The sequence below is a fragment of the Roseateles microcysteis genome (assembly GCF_036880965.1).
Classification (GTDB): Bacteria; Pseudomonadota; Gammaproteobacteria; order Burkholderiales; family Burkholderiaceae_C; genus JAUASW01.
Window position 1 is genome coordinate 329,762 of the sequence record NZ_JBAJMV010000004.1, and the last position, 17,972, is coordinate 347,733.

At 67.3% G+C, this 17,972-nt stretch carries 20 protein-coding genes; 19 read left to right on the forward strand and 1 reads right to left on the reverse strand.

The features are described from left to right. Window positions 1-10: 10 nt before the first annotated feature. The 13 genes from V3596_RS13330 to V3596_RS13390 all read left to right on the forward strand — a co-directional run bounded on the left by V3596_RS13330 (window position 11) and on the right by V3596_RS13390 (window position 8,860). Window positions 11-811 carry a hypothetical protein gene (locus V3596_RS13330; RefSeq protein WP_334278252.1) on the forward strand — a complete coding sequence of 267 codons (801 nt, stop codon included), beginning with the start codon at window positions 11-13 and terminating at the stop codon, window positions 809-811. After that, window positions 808-3,102 carry an ATP-dependent DNA helicase gene (locus V3596_RS13335; RefSeq protein WP_334278253.1) on the forward strand — a complete coding sequence of 765 codons (2,295 nt, stop codon included), beginning with the start codon at window positions 808-810 and terminating at the stop codon, window positions 3,100-3,102. The genes V3596_RS13330 and V3596_RS13335 overlap by 4 nt, the downstream gene beginning before the upstream one ends. Window positions 3,103-3,280: 178 nt before the next feature. Then, window positions 3,281-3,913: a hypothetical protein gene (locus V3596_RS13340; protein ID WP_334278254.1), complete on the forward strand. Its 633-nt coding sequence runs from the start codon at window positions 3,281-3,283 to the stop codon at window positions 3,911-3,913. Between the two features lie 189 nt (window positions 3,914-4,102). Beyond that, window positions 4,103-4,612 (forward strand): OmpH/Skp family outer membrane protein, encoded by a 510-nt coding sequence (locus V3596_RS13345; RefSeq protein WP_334278255.1) that lies wholly within the window; start codon window positions 4,103-4,105, stop codon window positions 4,610-4,612. Window positions 4,613-4,621: 9 nt separating this feature from the next. Next, the gene (locus V3596_RS13350) at window positions 4,622-4,915 is read left to right on the forward strand and encodes a hypothetical protein (RefSeq protein ID WP_334278256.1); all 294 of its coding nucleotides are present in this window, start codon (window positions 4,622-4,624) and stop codon (window positions 4,913-4,915) included. 69 nt (window positions 4,916-4,984) lie between these two features. Then, entirely contained in the window at window positions 4,985-5,398 is a 414-nt protein-coding gene (locus V3596_RS13355; RefSeq protein WP_334278257.1) for a YfeK family protein, read from the forward strand. A 36-nt stretch (window positions 5,399-5,434) separates the two neighbouring features. Next, window positions 5,435-5,866 carry a potassium channel family protein gene (locus V3596_RS13360; RefSeq protein ID WP_334278258.1) on the forward strand — a complete coding sequence of 144 codons (432 nt, stop codon included), beginning with the start codon at window positions 5,435-5,437 and terminating at the stop codon, window positions 5,864-5,866. Beyond that, entirely contained in the window at window positions 5,863-6,270 is a 408-nt protein-coding gene (locus tag V3596_RS13365) for a VOC family protein (RefSeq protein WP_334278259.1), read from the forward strand. Before V3596_RS13360 ends, V3596_RS13365 begins: the two co-directional genes overlap by 4 nt. A gap of 25 nt (window positions 6,271-6,295) precedes the next feature. After that, window positions 6,296-6,547: a DUF1272 domain-containing protein gene (locus V3596_RS13370; RefSeq protein WP_334278260.1), complete on the forward strand. Its 252-nt coding sequence runs from the start codon at window positions 6,296-6,298 to the stop codon at window positions 6,545-6,547. 71 nt (window positions 6,548-6,618) lie between these two features. Beyond that, a complete protein-coding gene (locus tag V3596_RS13375; RefSeq protein WP_334278261.1) occupies window positions 6,619-7,047 on the forward strand; it encodes a hypothetical protein in 429 nt (142 codons plus the stop codon). Window positions 7,048-7,188: 141 nt separating this feature from the next. Further along, on the forward strand, window positions 7,189-7,887 hold the full coding sequence (locus V3596_RS13380) for a hypothetical protein (RefSeq protein WP_334278262.1): 699 nt from the start codon (window positions 7,189-7,191) through the stop codon (window positions 7,885-7,887). Between the two features lie 46 nt (window positions 7,888-7,933). After that, window positions 7,934-8,359 carry a PACE efflux transporter gene (locus tag V3596_RS13385; RefSeq protein WP_334278263.1) on the forward strand — a complete coding sequence of 142 codons (426 nt, stop codon included), beginning with the start codon at window positions 7,934-7,936 and terminating at the stop codon, window positions 8,357-8,359. A gap of 177 nt (window positions 8,360-8,536) precedes the next feature. Further along, window positions 8,537-8,860, forward strand: a complete 324-nt coding sequence (locus tag V3596_RS13390; protein WP_334278264.1) for a DUF1330 domain-containing protein — start codon at window positions 8,537-8,539, stop codon at window positions 8,858-8,860. Here V3596_RS13390 and V3596_RS13395 read toward each other — a convergent pair. Beyond that, complete coding sequence (locus V3596_RS13395) at window positions 8,845-9,453, reverse strand: hypothetical protein (RefSeq protein WP_334278265.1); 609 nt, start codon at window positions 9,451-9,453, stop codon at window positions 8,845-8,847. The genes V3596_RS13390 and V3596_RS13395 overlap by 16 nt on opposite strands. A gap of 84 nt (window positions 9,454-9,537) precedes the next feature. On the opposite strand from V3596_RS13395, the gene V3596_RS13400 reads away from it, so the two are divergent. The 6 genes from V3596_RS13400 to V3596_RS13425 all read left to right on the forward strand — a co-directional run bounded on the left by V3596_RS13400 (window position 9,538) and on the right by V3596_RS13425 (window position 17,960). Further along, on the forward strand, window positions 9,538-10,572 hold the full coding sequence (locus V3596_RS13400) for a LacI family DNA-binding transcriptional regulator (protein ID WP_334278266.1): 1,035 nt from the start codon (window positions 9,538-9,540) through the stop codon (window positions 10,570-10,572). A gap of 256 nt (window positions 10,573-10,828) precedes the next feature. Continuing rightward, window positions 10,829-13,105, forward strand: coding sequence for a TonB-dependent receptor (locus V3596_RS13405; protein ID WP_334278267.1), 2,277 nt, complete (start codon window positions 10,829-10,831; stop codon window positions 13,103-13,105). A 10-nt stretch (window positions 13,106-13,115) separates the two neighbouring features. After that, window positions 13,116-14,099 carry a PfkB family carbohydrate kinase gene (locus V3596_RS13410; protein ID WP_334278268.1) on the forward strand — a complete coding sequence of 328 codons (984 nt, stop codon included), beginning with the start codon at window positions 13,116-13,118 and terminating at the stop codon, window positions 14,097-14,099. Next, the gene (locus tag V3596_RS13415; protein ID WP_334278269.1) at window positions 14,096-15,412 is read left to right on the forward strand and encodes an MFS transporter; all 1,317 of its coding nucleotides are present in this window, start codon (window positions 14,096-14,098) and stop codon (window positions 15,410-15,412) included. The genes V3596_RS13410 and V3596_RS13415 overlap by 4 nt, the downstream gene beginning before the upstream one ends. Then, the gene (gene gtfA / locus V3596_RS13420; RefSeq protein ID WP_334278270.1) at window positions 15,409-16,890 is read left to right on the forward strand and encodes a sucrose phosphorylase; all 1,482 of its coding nucleotides are present in this window, start codon (window positions 15,409-15,411) and stop codon (window positions 16,888-16,890) included. The genes V3596_RS13415 and gtfA overlap by 4 nt, the downstream gene beginning before the upstream one ends. 77 nt (window positions 16,891-16,967) lie before the next feature. Then, window positions 16,968-17,960 (forward strand): SAM domain-containing protein, encoded by a 993-nt coding sequence (locus tag V3596_RS13425; protein WP_334278271.1) that lies wholly within the window; start codon window positions 16,968-16,970, stop codon window positions 17,958-17,960. Window positions 17,961-17,972 lie beyond the last annotated feature (12 nt).

A 17,972-nucleotide genomic window follows, 5' to 3' on the forward strand; every position in this document is an offset into this window, starting at 1 on the left:
CAGTACTCCGATGAGCTCCATTGCCCTCACCCGCCAGCACCGCACGCGCCTGATGAACCTCTGGCGATCGGCCGGCTGGCCCTGCAAGGACGGCCTCGAGATCGACCTGCTGGCCGCGGGCCTCGTGAAGCAGCAGGCCGATGAGAAAGGCCGCGAGCAGTTGCGGCTGACCGAGGCCGGCATCACCTGGCTGGCCGAGGCGCGACAGCAGGGCCTGCGTTCATTGAGCAGACATGACCGACTGGCCTTGCGCTTTGCCGAGCAGCTGATGACCGGCGGGCGCATCGTCTGGCGCGAGCTGGCCTTGCGGGCGATGGTGGATCCCAGCTCCACCACAGACGCCACAGTTCTGCAGGCTCAGGAACGAGCGCCGCTGTGGCCCGAGGAGCCGGCACCAGAAGCGCCAGCGCCGCATGGCTGGCGCATGTCCAGGCCCGATCTGTTCTCCATCCGCAATACCAGCGTCCAGGCCTATCTGCAGCCACAGGTGGTTGAGGTGAAAGCCAGCCGCGCCGACCTGCTTTCAGACCTGCGCCATGCCGCCAAGCGCCAGGCCTACGAATGGCTGTGCTGCGAGAGCTTCTACCTGTTCCCGGCTGGCATTGCCGAGCCCGAAGAAATCCCCGAACCCTTTGGCGTCTGGGTGCTGCATGGCGATATCGAGACCGGCCGCTTCGAGCAGTTGCGGCCGGCACATCATCAGCCGCGCACCCTGCCTTTCGCCGTCTGGATGGCGCTTGCCAAGGCCACGCCGCTGCCGCGCTTCGATGATGAAAGCCCGCAGGCGCCATTGAATGAGGCGGGCGTGTGATTTACGGGGTCGCGGTGCGCGAGCTTTGCGAGTTCAGCGCGAAAACGGGCGACCTGGACCTGCGCTTCACGCCAGCCCCTTCCGCACTGGAAGGCATCGAGGGCCATGCCCGCGTGGCCTCGCGTCGCGGCAGCGACTACGAACGCGAAGTCAGCCTCAGCGGCAGCTTCGAAGAGCTGCTGGTACGCGGCCGTGCCGATGGCTTCGATGCCGCGCGCAGCCGCCTCGAAGAGGTCAAGACCCACAAGGGCCGGCTCGACCGACAGCCCGCCACGCACCGCGCCTTGCACTGGGCGCAATTGCGCATCTACGGTGCCCTGCTCTGCGCCGAGCGCGAGCTTGATGAAGTCGAGCTCGCCCTGGTCTATTTCAATATCGGCACCGAGCAGGAAACAGTCTTCACCGAACGCTGCAAGGCCGCGGAGCTGCAGGCCTTCTTCGCCGAGCATTGCGGCCGCTTTCTCGCCTGGGCCAGGCAGGAGCTGGCGCACCGCACATTGCGCGACGGCGAGCTGCAGGGCTTGAGTTTCCCGCACGGCGAGTTCCGCGCCGGCCAGCGCATGCTGGCCACCGCCGTCTACAACGCCGCGCGCAGTGGCCGTTGCTTGCTGGCGCAGGCGCCCACTGGCATCGGCAAGACGCTGGGCACCTTGTTCCCGCTGCTCAAGGCCGCGCCGGCGAACGAGCTCGACAAGGTCTTCTTCCTCGCCGCCAAGACCTCGGGCCGCCAGCTCGCGCTGGACGCCATGCGCCAGCTGCCCGCGCCGGGCCTGCGCGTGCTGGAGCTGGTGGCGCGAGACAAGGCCTGCGAGCACCCCGACAAGGCCTGCCATGGCGAGAGCTGCCCGCTGGCCCAGGGCTTCTATGACCGCCTGCCGGCAGCGCGCGCGGCGGCCGTAGCGCAAGCCCTGCCGCTGGACCAGGCCCGCGTGCGCGAGCTGGCGCGCGAGCATGCGGTCTGCCCCTACTACCTGAGCCAGGAGCTGGTGCGCTGGGCCGATGTGGTGGTCGGCGACTACAACTACTTCTTCGACGGCAGCGCGCTGCTGTACTCGCTCACACAGACGAACGACTGGCGCGTGGGCCTGCTGGTGGACGAGGCGCACAACCTGGTGGACCGTGGCCGCTCGATGTACAGCGCCGAGCTGCATCCAGAAAGCCTGGCCGATGCCCGCCGCTCAGTCACCGCGCGCAAGAACGGCGCCATCAAGGGCGCGCTCGACAAGCTGCGCAAGACCTGGCACCAACTGAAGAGCGAAGAGGAGTACCGAGTCTGCAGCGAGCCGCCAGCCGACTGGGTGGAAGCGCTGATCAACGCCAACGGCAGCATCAGCGAGCACCTGGCCGAGCACCCGGCCGAGCCGCCTGATGCGGCGCTGCAGGGCTTCTATCTCGAGGCCTTGCAGTTCCTGCGTCTGATGGAATCGCTGGACCCGGCGCATTCCATCGTCGACCTCAGCAAGAACACGCAGACGGCTTTTGGCTCGCGTGGCAAGGATGCTGCGTGGCAGCTCGAGTCACCGGTCGTCTGCCTGCGCAACATCGTGCCCGCGCCGCATCTGCAGCCGCGCCTTCAGGCGGCGCACACCAGCACACTATTCTCAGCCACCGTGCAGCCGCCGCATTGCTATGCAGACCTCTTGGGCCTGCCCGAGACCCATGGCTATGTGGACGTGGAGTCGCCCTTCCGCGCCGAGCAGCTCAAGGTGCACATCGCCCGCGAAGTCTCGACCCGCTGGCGCGACCGCGCCGCCTCCCTGGACCGCATCGCGGACCGCATCGCTGCCCAGTACCAGGAGCGCCCAGGCAACTACCTCGCCTTCTTCAGCAGCTACGACTACCTGCAGCAAGTTGCAGACCGGCTGGCCGAGCGCCACCCCGAACTGCCGCAATGGCGCCAGCAACGCCGCATGGGCGAGCAAGAGCAAAAGGCCTTCCTCGCCCGCTTCACGGCAGAGAGCCAGGGCGTAGCGTTCGCCGTGCTGGGCGGCGCCTTCGCCGAAGGCATCGACCTGCCCGGCCAGCGCCTCATCGGCGCCTTCATCGCCACGCTGGGGTTGCCGCAGGTGAACCCGGTGACGGAGCAGTTTCGCGAGCGGCTGGAGGCGCGCTTCGGCAAGGGCCGTGGCTACGACTACGCCTATCTGGTGCCGGGCCTGCAGAAAGTGGTGCAAGCCGCGGGCCGCGTCATCCGCACCACCGAAGACTCAGGCGTGGTGCACCTGATGGATGACCGCTTTGGCAAGCCGGAGGTGAAGGGCCTGCTGCCAGGGTGGTGGGAGCTCGAGTGACTGAGAGGCAGCCAAAGCTTGAACGCAGGGCCACCCGGGGCCGCAGGGGTTTGGAGGGGATCCCCCAAAGGAATGACGGGGAAAGCCCAGGAGCTGGCCGACGGATGCGGCAATAGGATGCGCTCATACGCTTGAACAGCCCGCTCGCAGGCTGCCCTTGATCAGCATTCACTCACCTATGAACAAGTTCACCCTCATCGCCGCACTTCTTTTTTCCCTGAACGCCTACGCCGACCAATATGCCGTGACCGACAACGGCAAGGTTGTTCTGCTGAGTGATGACGGGACCTGGAAATACGCGAGCGGTGAAGCCGACAAGTCCAAGTCCATCGAATTCAACAAGATCACCTTCGCCAAGGCGAACAACCAGTCATTTCTCCTCAAGAGCACCAAGAACAAGGCGGCAGCCTGGATAGACCCCAAGAAGTGGACCTTCAGAAAGACCGAGGGGAATACCGAGGCATCCGAATACAAGTTCAAGCACAAGGAGGCCGACGTCTATGGAATGCTCATCACCGAGCAAATTGAAATCGGCCTGGAAAACCTGGCTCAGCTGGCGCTCGAGAACGCCAAGAAGTTCGCACCGAACGCGCGAATCGTTTCGCAGGAATACAGGATGGTGAATGGCATCAAGGTCATAAGAATGCGCATTGACGCATCGGCTCAAGGAGCCAATTTCACGTATGTCGGCCACTACATGTCGGACAAGAGCGGCTCGACCCAGTTCATGGTCTACACCTCCACCAACCTGATCGATCGCAACCTGGCAGAGATTGATGAATTCCTGAACGGGTTCTCAGTGCAGCAATGAAGTTCTAGCCCCACGGGTGTGCACCGGCGAGACGGCATGGAGCCTGCACCCGCCGGGTATCACCGGCCCCGTGGCCGGCGCTGCGGCATGAGCTGCGCCGGCCAGGCAGGGGAATGCCCGAGACGCGGAGGCAGGCGGCGCCCCTAGGATGCATGCTTCGTTTCCCGTTACTGTCGAGTCCAGATCCTGATGAAAAAACTCCTTTCCACGGCCGCTGCGGCCGTCCTGATGAGCCTGGCGCCGCTGGCGGCGCAAGCGCAAGTGCTCAAGATCGGCGTTCTTGAAGCCGACCGCGTGCTGCGCGAGGCCAAGGCCGCACAGGCAGCCCAGGCCCGCCTGGAAGCCGAATTCGGCAAGCAGGCAAAGGAGCTGCAGGAGCTGGATACCAAGCTGCGCCTGGCAACGGACAAGCTGGAGAAGGACGCGCCCGCGCTGAGCGAAACCGAACGCCAGCGCCGCGGCCGCGAACTTGCCGATCAAAAGCGGGAGCTTGAGCGCCGCAGCCGCCGCTTCGATGAGGACCTGCAGCTGCGCCGCAACCAGGAAGGATCGGCCTTGAACCAGCGCGTCGACCGCGCCGTCAGGCAGATCTTCGAGAGCGAGAAGTACGACCTGATCCTGCGCGATGGCATCCTCATGCGCAGCCCGGCGGTCGACATCACCAACAAGGTGATCGAGGCCGTGGACGCACAGAAGTGAGGCACTGCAGTGAAGATCATCCCGACACCGGTCACCGCCGCACTTGCCGGCGTTTTTTCTGCCCTCGCCTGGCCCTGGCTGTGGTCCACCTATGGCAGTTCAGCCAGTGGCGGCAGCATGGAGCTGGTGCTTGGCACGCTGCTGCTGATCGGCCTGCCCGCGCATGCGTTCGTCGTCGGCTTCAAGCCGGCCGACCAGGCACCGGGCACGCGGGGCGTGGACAAGCCCCTGCTGACGCGCATCGGCGCCTGGCTGCTGGCGGCCCTCGTGGCTGTGCTGGTGAGCGGCGCACTGCGCAGCTAATGGCCGCGCGAAAGGGTCTGTCGAAACCGACGCGCCGCTAGCATGGCAAGCCCTGAACAAGCCAGCTCCATGAGCATCCGAATCCGTCCTTCATCCTTCGCCGCAGCGCTGCTCGCCCTGGCTTGCAGCAGTGCAACGCGGGCCGAGCCGGTGGCGCCGGCAGTGCGCGCGGAGATCGATGCCTTGCTGGGCCGCCTGCAAAGCTCGGGCTGCCAGTTCAATCGCAACGGCAGCTGGTACGACGCCGCCGAGGCCCGCAGCCATCTGCTGCGCAAGCTCGCCTACCTGGAAGGCAAGAACCTGGTGCGCAACAGCGAGCAGTTCATCGAACAGGCCGCCAGCAAGAGCAGCTCCAGCGGCAAGCCCTATCTGGTGCGCTGCGCTCAGGTGGCAGCGGTGGAGAGCGGGCCGTGGCTCAGCAACGAACTGAAGTCGATCCGATCTGCTGCGGCCCGTCCGGCCGCAGCGCCGGCTTCACGCTGAGGCGCGACAGGGCAGCGCATCGAGCAATACTCAGCCATGCTTGCCGTCACTGCCGCCACCCTCTTGCTGCTGGCCCTGACCACGCTGATCCATTACGAGGTGCTGGGCCTGCTCAATGGCTGGCTGCCCCGGCTCCGGATTCCGGCGCGCTCCAAGGTGCTCGTGGTGCTGATGGCGGCCTTCGCTGCCCATGTGCTGGAGATGCTGCTGTACGGCTTCGCGCTCTACGGCCTGGTGGCCTACGCCGATGCCGGCAACCTGGTAGGGTCGGCCGGCTTCTCGATGTCCAGCTGCATGTATTTCTCGGCCGAGACCTATACCTCTCTGGGCTTCGGCGACCTGGCCCCGGTCGGGCCGGTGCGCCTGATCGCCGGCGCCGAGGCGCTCAACGGCCTGCTGCTGATCGGCTGGTCGGCGTCCTACCTCTACCTGACGATGGAGAGGTTCTGGGGCAAGGAGAAGGCATGAGCGCCACCTCGGTACTGCCTCCTCCCTGCGCCGTGCTGTTCGTGGCCAATGTGGAGCGGCTGGCACGCTTCTATCGCGAGCTGGCCGCCATGGCTGTGGTGCATGACGAGGGCGATCATGTAGTGCTGGAACTCGCCGGCCTGCAGCTGGTGATCCATGCAATGCGGGGCGAGCCGGAGCCGGCCAGCGGTCCGGCCTTGCAGGTCCGCGAAGACAGCTACTGGAAGCTCTGCCTGCCGGTCGCCAGCATTGGCGCGGCCCGCCTGGCTGCACCAGCGCTGGGCGGCTGGATTGCGCCGAGCGAGCGAGAGTGGGAAGCGCGGGGCTTTCGCGCCTGCGACGGCCATGACCCGGAAGGCAATGTGATCCAGCTGCGCGAGCCGGCCAGCGCCGCCACGCCCTGAAGCACTCCCGAAAGCAAAAACCGCCATGCTGCAACTGCGACCGTCCTGTGAATGCTGCGACATCGACCTGCCACCGAGCAGCACCGAGGCCCGCATCTGTTCTTTCGAGTGCACCTTCTGCGCCAGTTGCGCCGAAGGAAAGCTGGGCAATGTCTGCCCCAATTGCGGCGGAGAACTGCTGCCGCGGCCGCGCCGGCCGGGAGGCAAGTTGGCGGTCAACCCGGCTTCAACCACTCGCGTTCACAAACCTCAGGGCTGCGCCCCAGGCAAGCCCTGAGAGGCTTACCCGGGCAGACCGCCAAGTTGGCTAGAAGCCATCCACAAGAACCATTCAAGGAGGAGAACCCCATGAACCCATCCAGGCGATACGCCACTCCCTTGCTTGCCGGCCTGCTGATGGCCTGCTGTGCCCTGCCGCTGGCCCAGGCCAAGGACGCACCGGCCACCAGCGAAGCCAGCAGCCCGGCGACACGAGAGGGCAACCTGCAGATCGAAGCCGATATTGCCGATGCCGGCCAGAAGAGCAGCCTGAAGGCGCGCATCGCCGCGCCTGGGACGATCGGCTTCACCGAGGGCTCGCGCCGCTACGTGCTCAGCGTGAACCCCATTGATGGCAACAGCTTTCGCATCACCTACAGCGCCAGCCCGCTGCCCGGCGCCGGTGGCGAGAAGCAGGCGCTCGGCTATACCGACGGCGCGCTGATTGCCGAGCTTGGCAAGAAGGTCCAGGTCGAGATCAGCAATGGCTTCAAGCTCAACCTGCTCTTGAGCCGCTGAGCCGCCAAGGCAGAGAACCGGCATCTGTTTCAAGCCGGACATCAGACGCCCACCCTGCAGACATGAAACGCCGCTAGCATCGCGGCGCATCATGCACACGGCCGTATTCGCCCTTCCCTGCTTTCGCGTCTCTACAGTCCATTGAGCCTTTCTCCGACAGACGGCCTTTGGCCGCAGGGCCGCGCCCATCGGCGCTGGCCGCTGCTGGCCTTGTTGGCTGCGGCCCATCTGGCAGCGCTGTGGCTGCTGGGTTTGCAGATGCAGCAGCGCGACCGTGCCGGGCCTGCCAAGCCGTCATGGGCCAGCGTGACGCTCTGGCTGCGTCCAGTCGCACCGGCAAGAGTGCCAGAAAAGCCTCCAGAAAGGCCGCGCGAGACAGCGCAAGCGCAGCCGCCGCCAGCGCCGGCGACACCGATTTCAATCCCGCCGGTCCACTCGCAGCAAGACCTGACCCCGAGCGAAGCGGGCACCCCTGCACCTGCCACCACCGGCAGTTCGGAGGCAACCGCTGGCAGCGCAGCCGGCGCCGCAGCGGTTGCCCCGGACCGCACGCCGCTGCGCATCGAGCTGCCCAAGCCAGGCAAGGCGGGCGAGTTCACGAAGTTCCACAACCCGGCCTTGAGCGACCCGCGCAGCAACACCAGGATCCGCCTGACGCTGGAGGAGAAGATGGCCATCGCCCTCGGCAGCGTGGAATGCATTCTGGAGGAGCGGCAGCCGGACGGCTCGGTCTGGCGCGGAGCTGGGCGCAAGTTGACCGTGGCTCCGGCCATCGCCGCCACCGGCGCAGCAGCCGCCGGTTCCGACCCAAAAGCCAACGTGAGCTTGTGCGTGCGCTGAACGGCTAGCATCGGCGACTCTTCAACCCGTCTGCCCTCGCCGTCCCATGAGCCCCCGCCGCCGCCGTATCGTCCAGGCCCTGCTCTACGAATTCATCGCCATCGCCGTCGTCGGCCCGGTGCTGGCCTGGGTGTACGGCCACAGCATGAGCTCCAGCCTGACGCTGGCCGCGCTGATGTCCAGCGTCGCCCTGGCCTGGAACTACGCCTTCAATGCGCTGTTCGAACGCTGGGAGGCCCGCCAGGCCCAGCGCGGCCGCTCGCTGGCGCGCCGCATCGCGCATGGCATCGGCTTCGAGGGCGGGCTGGTGTTCTGGCTCGTGCCGGTGATGGCCTGGTGGCTGTCCATCGGCTGGTGGGAGGCGCTGCTGGCCGACCTCGCCCTGTTGCTCTTCTTCATGGTCTACACGGTGGCTTTCACCTGGGCCTTCGACCGTCTCTTCGGCCTGCCCGCTTCGGCGCGCGCGGCCTGATCCTCGACCTGCGCGAGAACGGCGGCGACTCTCTGCGCTTGCCTGCTGATGGTGCGGGACGGCGGCCAGCACCCGCTGAGTGATCGGGATGGTGGTGCGGGCCCGGCAATGGCAGACTGAGCACTCCTCGACTACCTGGACGGAGCCCCGCGGCTGCGGCGCTGCGAATACATCGCGATGAGTGAAAGCAAGGCAAGCAAGGGTTACTGGATCGCCCGCGTGGACGTGAGCGACCCCGAGCAATACAAGGCCTATGTGGCCGCCAACGCCGAACCGCTGGCGGCCCACGGCGCGCGCTTCCTGGTGCGCGGCGGCAGGTTCGACAACCCGGAGGGCAGCAGCCGCGCACGCAATGTCGTGATCGAGTTCCCGAGCTACCAGGCGGCCGTTGACTGCTGGGCCTCGCCCGGCTACCAGGCGGCGATCAAGCTGCGCACGGCGGTGAGCGTGGTGGACATGGTGATCGTCGAGGGCTACGGTGGCCCTCAGCCTGGCGGCTGAGCGGGCGGCTGACCGGGAGCCTGCGTCTCGAACAGTTCGATGGCGGCCCGCGCGACCTGGCGCGTGTCATGCCAGGCGTAGGCGCCCACGCCGGCAGCGCCAACCAGGGGCAGCCAGCGCGCCATGCTGCTGCCGAGCGCGCGCTGGCTCAGCTTCAAGCCAATGGCGCCGGCCAGCTTCTTCAGCGCCCCGGCCGCCAGCGGCTGCACGATCAGACGCTCACCCACCCGCACAGCCAGGTCGCGCAGGCCCTGCGCCGCCGTGTGGCGAAACAGGCAATAGAGCATCTGGGTCCGATCGAGCTCGTGGCTGCGTCCGTACACGGCGGCGATGTCGGCGACGAGCTGCGCCTGGATGCGCCAGACGCTCATCATTTCAGGTAGCAGTGTCAACCACCCCAGCGGCCCTGGCGGAAGCGAGAGGCTGCCAGCCGCGAAAGCGGCACGCCGCGCGGCCTGCTCGGTCAGGCGCCGAGCGGCCGCCAGCGGTTGCACCGCACGCTGCTGATTCGACGCCGGCGGGTCAGCCACCACCCGCTGCAGCGCCTCGCCCAGCACCAGGTTCAGCGATCGATCATCCTTTGCATTCGCCATGCCACGCCCTCCCGGCTCAACGCGTCGACGGGCTGGCGCTAACCCTGCGGTCCCGGGCCGCCGCCGGCGTCGACAATAGTGCCCATGAGTGCAGAGTACCCCAGCAAGCAGGAACAGCGCCGGCTGCAGATGTCCGACATCGCACGCCTGGCCGGCGTCTCGGTGTCCACCGTGTCCCGGGCCCTGAGCGGCAGCCGCCTGGTCAATGACGAGACCCGCCAGCGCATCACCGAGCTGGCCCGGTCGCTCAACTACTCGATCAATCTCGGCGCCCAGAACCTGCGCCTGCAGAAGAACAACACGGTGGCCGTGGTCGTGCCCTTCGATGCGCAGTCCAGGCAGCACATCTCCGACCCCTTCTTCCTGTCCATCGTCGGCGCCATCGCCGACGAGCTGACCGACCGTGGCATCGACATGCTGCTGTCCCGCGTCGACGCCGAGCGGCTGGACCTGGCGGCGCAGATCATCGACTCCGGCAAGGCCACCGGCCTGCTGGTGATCGGCCAATGGCGCCACCACGACCAGCTCAACGACATGGCCGCCCGCAAGCTGCCGGTGGTGGTCTGGGGGGCGCAGATGCCACAGCAGCTGTACTGCAACGTGGGGGGCGACAACCGCCTGGGCGGCGACCTCGCCACGCGCCATCTGCTGGACGCAGGCCGTCGCCACATCGCCTTCCTGGGTGATGCCGAATTGCCCGAGGTCATGATGCGGCGCGCCGGGTACTGGGATGCGCTGGAGCGCGCCGGCCAGCCTCGCACGCCGGGCCTGGAACTGAAGGCGCCTTTCGACGTGAGCAGCGGCCGCGCAGCAATGGAGCGCTTCTTCGCCGAGCACCGAGCCATCGACGGCGTGGTGGCCTGCAGCGACCTGCTCGCGCTCCAGGCCATCCAGGTGCTGCGGAGCCTGGACCGCGAGGTGCCGGCCGATGTGGCGGTCTGCGGCTATGACGACATGCCGCTGGCCGCCTACTGCGACCCACCCCTGACCAGCGTCCACCAGCCCGTGGCCCAAGCCGGCGCCCAGTTGGTGGAGCAGCTCATGGCCCTGCTGAACGGCCAGACCGCCCTGCCCGTGACGCTGCCGGTGCATCTGGTGGTGCGCCAGAGCGCTCCCTGAGCGCAGTCAATTCGCCGATGCAAAGGATTGCAATTAAAACCAATCCTTTCCCGCTCGATTTCGCGTCTGCGCGCGAGTAGCACCCAATCTATCGCGATCTCATAGCGCTATCCCTGAATTGCAATCGATTGCAAAACAAATCGACCGAGCCCAGAATGGCGACAGGCCGAGGATGGTGTGCACCGGTACAAACGGGGCACACCATCCAGGAGACCCCACCCAGAGCGCCCCATGCGCCAAGCCCGGAGACAACACAATGCAAGCCCCCCATTCGCCCCTGCCCCGCGGACGCTTCCAGGCCGCGCCTCTCGCCCTGGCCCTGAGCCTGGCCTTCAGCCCGGTGTTCGCGCAGGAAGCCACACCGCCCGCCACCAAGGCGGAGGAAGGTGACGGCCTCAAGCTGGACCGCGTGGTGCTGACCGGCACCTCGATCAAGGTCAGCAAGATGAAGCAGAGCCTGTCCATCAGCTCGCTGGACGGCGAGCAGCTGAGCCGCTCCGGCGCCACCAGCGCCACCGAGCTGCTGCGCTCGGTGCCCGGCGTGCGCTCGGAATCTTCCGGCGGCGAGGGCAATGCCAACATCACCGTGCGTGGCGTGCCGCTGTCGGCCGGCGGCTCGCGCTATGTGCAGATCCAGGAAGACGGCCTGCCGGTGCTGCTGTTCGGCGACATCGCCTTCGGCACGGCCGACCAGTTCCTGCGCGCCGACTACAACGTCGAGCGCCTGGAAGTGCTGCGCGGCGGCTCGGCCTCCACGCTGGTGAGCAACTCGCCCGGCGGCGTCATCAACTTCATCAGCAAGACCGGCACCGAGAAGGGCGGCAGCGTGGGCCTCAGCCTGGGCCTGGGCCGCGACCTGCGTCGCATCGACGTGGACTACGGCGGCAGCAATGCCTCGGGCACGAGCTTCCACATCGGCGGTTTCAACCGCACCGGCGAGGGCGGCCGGCCCACCGGCCAGACGCTGGAAAGCGGCGGCCAGATCAAGGCCAACATCACGCAGAAATTCGACCAGGGCTGGCTGCGCCTGAACCTGAAGGCGCTGGATGACAAGACTCCGTCCCTGATGCCGGTGCCGGTCACCGTGAGCAACGGCCGCATCAACACGATCAACGGCATCGACCCGCGCACCGCCTTCTTCATCACGCCGGGTCTGTCGCGCGACGTGGGTGTGGACAAGGACGGCAATGCCGTCAGCAGCGCCACCCGCGACGGCCTGCGTGTCAAGAGCACGGCCATCGGCTTCGAGGGGGGCTACGACCTCGGCAACGGCCTGAGCGTTGAAGACAAGTTCCGCAAGGCGTCCAACTCCGGCCGCTTCATGGCGCTGTTCCCGGCCGACAACGGCAACAACGGCAAGGCGGCCTTCTTCACCGGCACCCTGTTCAACACCTCGCTCGACAGCCTGGACAACAGCTTCAACGACCTGAAGCTCACCAAGGTGATCCAGCAGCCGGGCGGCAAGCTGACCCTGGTGGGCGGCCTGTTCACCGGCACGCAGGATGTGGCCCAGACCTGGTTCTGGAACCAGTACAACCTGACGATGAGCGGCACGGCCGCCCAGGTAGTCGACGCCACCGGCAAGCCCAGCACCCAGCCCGTCGCCCTCGGCTGGACGACCTGGGGCGGCTGCTGCACCCGCAGCTTCAACGTGCAGTACACCCAGAACGCACCCTACGCGGCCCTGGCCTGGGAGAGCGGCGCGCTGAACATCGACGCCAGCATTCGGCGTGACGAGCAGAAGGCGGCCGGCTACACCGTGGCCGGCAACAACACGGCCAGGACCTGGGACGGCGCAAGCCAGAAGACGGTCAACTACAAGGTCACGCACGACTCCTACTCGCTGGGCGCCAACCTGTCGCTGGACAAGAACACGGCCCTGTTCGGACGCATCAGCAACGGCGTGGCCTTCAGCGCCGACCGCCTGCTCTACGGCAACCCGCTCGACGGCTCGGTGCCGATCGCGGTGAACGAGATCGACCAGGCGGAAGCCGGCGTCAAGTGGCGCTCGCAGGGCCTGAGCCTGTTCGCCACGCTGTTCAATGCCCGCACGAAGGAAAGCAACTACGAGGTCACGACCCGCAACTTCACCGCCAACCGCTACAGCGCGAACGGCCTGGAGCTGGAGGCCGCCTACACGCTGGGCGAGCTGCGCGTGAACGCGGGTGCCACGCTGACCGACGCCAAGATCAAGGGCTCGAACGACGCCAGCGTGGTGGGCAAGCAGCCGCGCCGTCAGGCCAAGCTGGTCTACCAGCTGGCGCCGACCTGGAGCCTCGGGGACCTCGAACTCGGCGTGTCGGTCGTCGGCTCGGGCAAGTCTTACGGCGATGACCAGAACACCATCACCATGCCGGCCTACCGTGTGGTGAATGCCTTCGCGAGCTACCAGCTGAACGCCCGCACGCAGCTCTCGATCTCGGCCAACAACCTGTTCAATGCACTGGCCTACACCGAGATCGAAGGCGACGGCCACGCCGCCCGCGCGCTCAACGGCCGCACCGTGCGCGCCGCGCTGAAGTTCGACTTCTGAGCCCGCGGCCATGGCGGAGTTGCTGCCCCTCGGGCCGGTCCTGCTGATCGGCGAAGCCCTGGTCGACGAGTTCGCCGACGGGCCGGTCGCGGGCGGCGCACCGCTCAATGTCGCGCGCTCGCTGGCCAGCCTCGGCCAGGCCGCGCGGCTGGCCAGCCGCGTGGGGCAGGACGATGCCGGCGCGCTGCGCATCCGTCAGGCGATGCGGCGCTCCGGCCTGTCCGAGCGGGGCCTGCAGCTCGACGCCCGGCATCCGACCGGGCGTGTCCACATCGTCGAAGGTCCGCAAGGCCATCGCTTCGAAATCGCCCGCGTCGCCGCCTGGGACCACCTGGACCCGCACCCGGTGCTGGCGCTGGCCGAGGCAGAGCAGCCCGGCGTGGTCTATTTCGGCAGCCTGCAGTTGCGGCGCTTTGCCACACGGCTGCGGCTCGGCAACATGCTGAAGGCCCTGGACCAGGGCGGCCGGCTGTTCTTCCTCGACCTGAACCTGCGTGACGACAGCCGCGACCCCGAGATCGCAGAGGCCTGCCTGCATCAGGCCGACTGGCTCAAGGTCAACGACGAGGAGCTGGCCCAGCTGATGCAGTGGTTCCTGCCCGATGCCGACCCGACCGTGACCGAACCGCTGGCACTGCGGGACGCCGTGGGCGGCCTGATGCGCCGCTTCGATCTGCGCTTGCTCGTGCTGACCCGCGGTCCCTTGGGTCATGCGGCCTTTGCGGCCGATGGCAGCCTGGTCGCTGAAGGCCCCGCCAGTCCCGTGGCCCACCTGGTCGACACCGTCGGCGCCGGCGATGCCTTCAGTGCAATGCTGCTCGCGGCCACACTCGCAGGCCGGGCACTGCCCGAGGCCCTGCGGCTGGCGAGCGGCTTTGCCGCCGCCATGTGCGGCGAGCGCGGGCCGGCACCGGCCGACCCTGCCTTCTTCCACCCCTGGCGTGAAGCGCTGGGCCTCGCCCCGCTGCAACCCAGCCTCGCGGAGATCCGATGAGCGCCTCCACCGCCAAGCCCCGGCTCAGCCTGTGGCAGATCCTGAACATGAACGTCGGCTTCTTCGGCATCCAGTTCAGCTTCGGCCTGCAGCAGAGCAACATGAGCCCGATCTACCAGTACCTCGGCGCCGACGAGGCCAGCCTGCCGCTGCTATGGCTGGCCGGCCCGATGACCGGCCTGCTGGTGCAACCGCTGATCGGCGCGATGAGCGACCGCACGGTCTCGCGCTGGGGCCGGCGCACGCCCTACTTCCTGATCGGCGCCCTGCTGTGCAGCCTCGGCCTGCTGCTGATGCCGACCAGCCCGACGCTGTGGTTCGCGGCCGCCCTGCTGTGGATCCTGGACGCCGCCAACAACGTGACCATGGAACCCTACCGGGCCTATGTGTCAGACCGGCTCGACGAGAGCCAGCATGCCCAGGGCTTCCTGACCCAGAGCGCCTTCACCGGCCTGGCACAGACCCTGGCCTACCTGGCGCCCTCGCTGATGGTCTGGGCTGGCCTGAGCCGCGACGCCGTGGGCAGCAACCACATCCCGCAGACCACGCTGCTGGCCTTCCAGCTCGGCGCCCTGCTGTCCTTCGTCACCGTGTGGTGGTCGGTGCGCCGCGTGCCTGAGCTGCCGCTGAGCCCGTCCGAGCTCTCGGCACTGCGGGCCCGGCCGCGCGGCGCGCGTGCGACGCTGGCCGAGATCGTCGCCGCTTTCCGCGAGATGCCCGACGCGATGCGGCGCCTGTGGTGGATGAAGCTGTTCCAGTGGTACGCCATGATGTGCTACTGGATCTACATCGTGCCCTGCCTGGCCCGCACCATGTTCGGCACCGACGACCCGACCTCCGCCGGCTTCCGCGAGGCCGGCCTCCTGAACGGGCAGATCGGCGGCTTCTACAACTTCGTGGCCTTCCTGGCAGCGCTCAGCATGCTGCCCTTCACCCGGCGTTTCGGCGCGCAGCGGGTGCATGCGCTGTGCCTGCTGCTGGCCGGCGGCGCGCTGTGGTGGATTCCATCCATCCACGACCGCGCGCTGCTGTTCGTGCCGATGCTGGGCGTGGGCCTGGCCTGGGCCAGCATCATGGGCAACCCCTATGTGCTGCTGGCGGGTTGCATCCCTCCCGAGCGAGCCGGGGTCTACATGGGCATCTTCAACATGTTCATCGTGATTCCCATGCTGATCCAGATGCTGACCCTGCCACTGATCTACCAATCCTGGCTGGGCGGCGACCCGGCCCAGGTGATCCGCCTCGCCGGCACCCTGCTTCTGCTGGCTGCCGTGGCCGTCCTGAGGGTGCGCCTGCCGCACCAAGAGAAATGAAGAACCAAGTCCAACTGATCACCTACGTCGACCGACTGGCGGGCACGCTCGAGGGCCTGCGCGGCCTGCTCGCTCCGCAGGGCACGAGCCCGCTGGCCGGCGCTTTCGGCGGCGTGCACCTGCTGCCCTTCTTCTACCCGATCGATGGCGCGGACGCCGGCTTCGACCCGATCGACCACACCCAGGTCGACCCGCGCCTGGGCGGCTGGCCCGAGCTGCGCGCACTGACCGGCGAGCTGGACGTGATGGCCGACGTGATCGTCAACCACGTGTCGGCCGACTCCCCGCAGTTCCAGGACTTTGCCGAGAAGGGCGAGGCCTCGCGCTATGCCGGCCTGTTCCTCACGATGGAGGCGGTGTTCCCGAACGGCGCCACCGAGCAGCAGCTGCTGAAGATCTACCGCCCACGCCCGGGCCTGCCCTTCACCTGCGCCACGCTGAAGAACGGCGAGCGCAAGATCCTCTGGACCACATTCACGTCCAAGCAGCTGGACATCGACGTGCAGCATCCCGAGGGCCGCGCCTACCTGGACGGCATCCTCGAGCGCTTCGCCGAAAACGGCATCCGTATGATCCGTCTCGACGCGGCCGGCTACGCGATCAAGAAGGCGGGCGAGTCCTGCTTCATGATGCCGGAGAGCTTCGACTTCGTCGCCGATTTCACCCGCCGCGCACAGGCGCTGGGCATTGAGGTGCTGGTCGAGATCCATGCCTACTACCGGCGCCAGATCGAGATTGCCGCCCAGGTGGACTGGGTCTACGACTTCGCGCTGCCGCCGCTGGTGCTGCATGCCTTCGAGTTCGGCACGGCCGATCCGCTGCGGCACTGGATCAGGGTCCGCCCGAACAATGCGCTCACGGTGCTCGACACGCACGACGGCATCGGCATCATCGACATCGGCGCCGATGCGGCCGACCGCGAGGGCTCGCCCGGTCTCGTGCCGCCGGCCGAGCTGGATGCCCTGGTCGAACGCATCCATGCCAACAGCGGCGGCCAGAGCCGCCAGGCCACGGGCGCCGCCGCCTCCAACCTCGATCTCTACCAGGTCAACTGCACCTTCTTTGACGCGCTCGGCGGCGACGAACGGCGCTACCTGCTGGCGCGGGCGCTTCAGTTCTTCCTGCCCGGCGTGCCGCAGGTCTACTACGTGGGCCTGCTGGCCGGCCGCAACGACATGGCGCTGCTGCAGCGCACCGGCGTGGGCCGCGACATCAACCGCCAATACTTCGATGCAGGCCAGCTGGACGACGCCGTGCAAACACCGGTGGTGCAGCGACTGCTGGAATTGATTCGCTGGCGCAACGGGCATCCGGCCTTTGGCGGCCGCTTCGAGCTGCTGCCCGGCCAGGGCGCCACGCTGGCCTTGCGCTGGACCCACGCAGACCAGTGGGCCGAGCTGACGGTGGACATGGCCACGCTGGCCAATCAACGCCGCTGGACCGACACAAGCGGCCAGGTGCAGACCGACAGCTTCTGAGGGAGGCATGCGCCCTTTGGCGCAAATTTCCTGCGTTCACGGGTGAGCCCATTGACTCACTTCACAAGGAGCCACCCGTGAACCTGCCTCACACGCGCCGCCTGACCGCGGCCTTCGCCCTCCTGTTTGTCACCCTGAGCGCCAACGGCCAGGCTGATGAAGCCGGCAGCCTCGCCTACTCGCCGCCGGTGATCGGTGACCGCGATCTGGGAGCGGCCCGAGGAGTGGGCAGGGTGGCCATCGCGTCCTTCGTCGTGCAGTACGTGCTGGGCCAGACCTCCAATGGCGGCGGCGTGACGCTGAGCTTCGAGACGGCGTTGCAATCCGACCCTGGCCGGCTGCAGGCCATGACAGAAACCATGTATGCCAACTTCCAGGCCGCCTTGAGGGCCGCAGGCTTCGAGCTGGTGCCGCACGACACGCTGATGGCCACGCCCGAATACCGCACCATGCAGGAGAAATCCAGCGCCACGCCGCTGCTGATGGAAACCGCCTCGCCGGGTTCCAAGTCGGGCGCCTACAAAAGCCTCTTTCACACGCCCAAGGGCCTGATCCTCAATCTCAAGGGCGACGAGTACGACAACCTGAAGAGCAACTACACCGGCTTCAGCAGCGTCAGCGACGACACGCTGACCTTCACCGGCCGGCTCGGCCAGTACAGCACCAACTGGCCCTACTACGACAAGGCGCTGCAGAAGGCGCTGGGCGCGGCCAGCCTGCATGTGCGCGTGTTCGTGCCCATCGCCCATGTCTGGAACAGTTCCAGCCGCGCCGGCCCCTGGATGCACTACAGCTCGGGCGCCATGGCCGCCGTGCGCCTGGGCGAGCGCTTCACCCGCCTGGCCGTGGGCCACGACGGCGACATCGCCAAGCTCTACCTGACCGAAGACATGATGAGCCGGGGCATCACCGAGGCCAAGTTCCTGCGCGAAACCACCAACCTGTTCGGCAAGGTGACCGGCCGCGAGGTGGACTATCAGATCAACACCCAGGTCTACGAGCAGCTGATACCGGTGATGGCCGACCAGGCCTTGAAGGCCATGCTGGCGCGCCTGAAGGCTGGCGGCTGAGCCGGCCCGGGC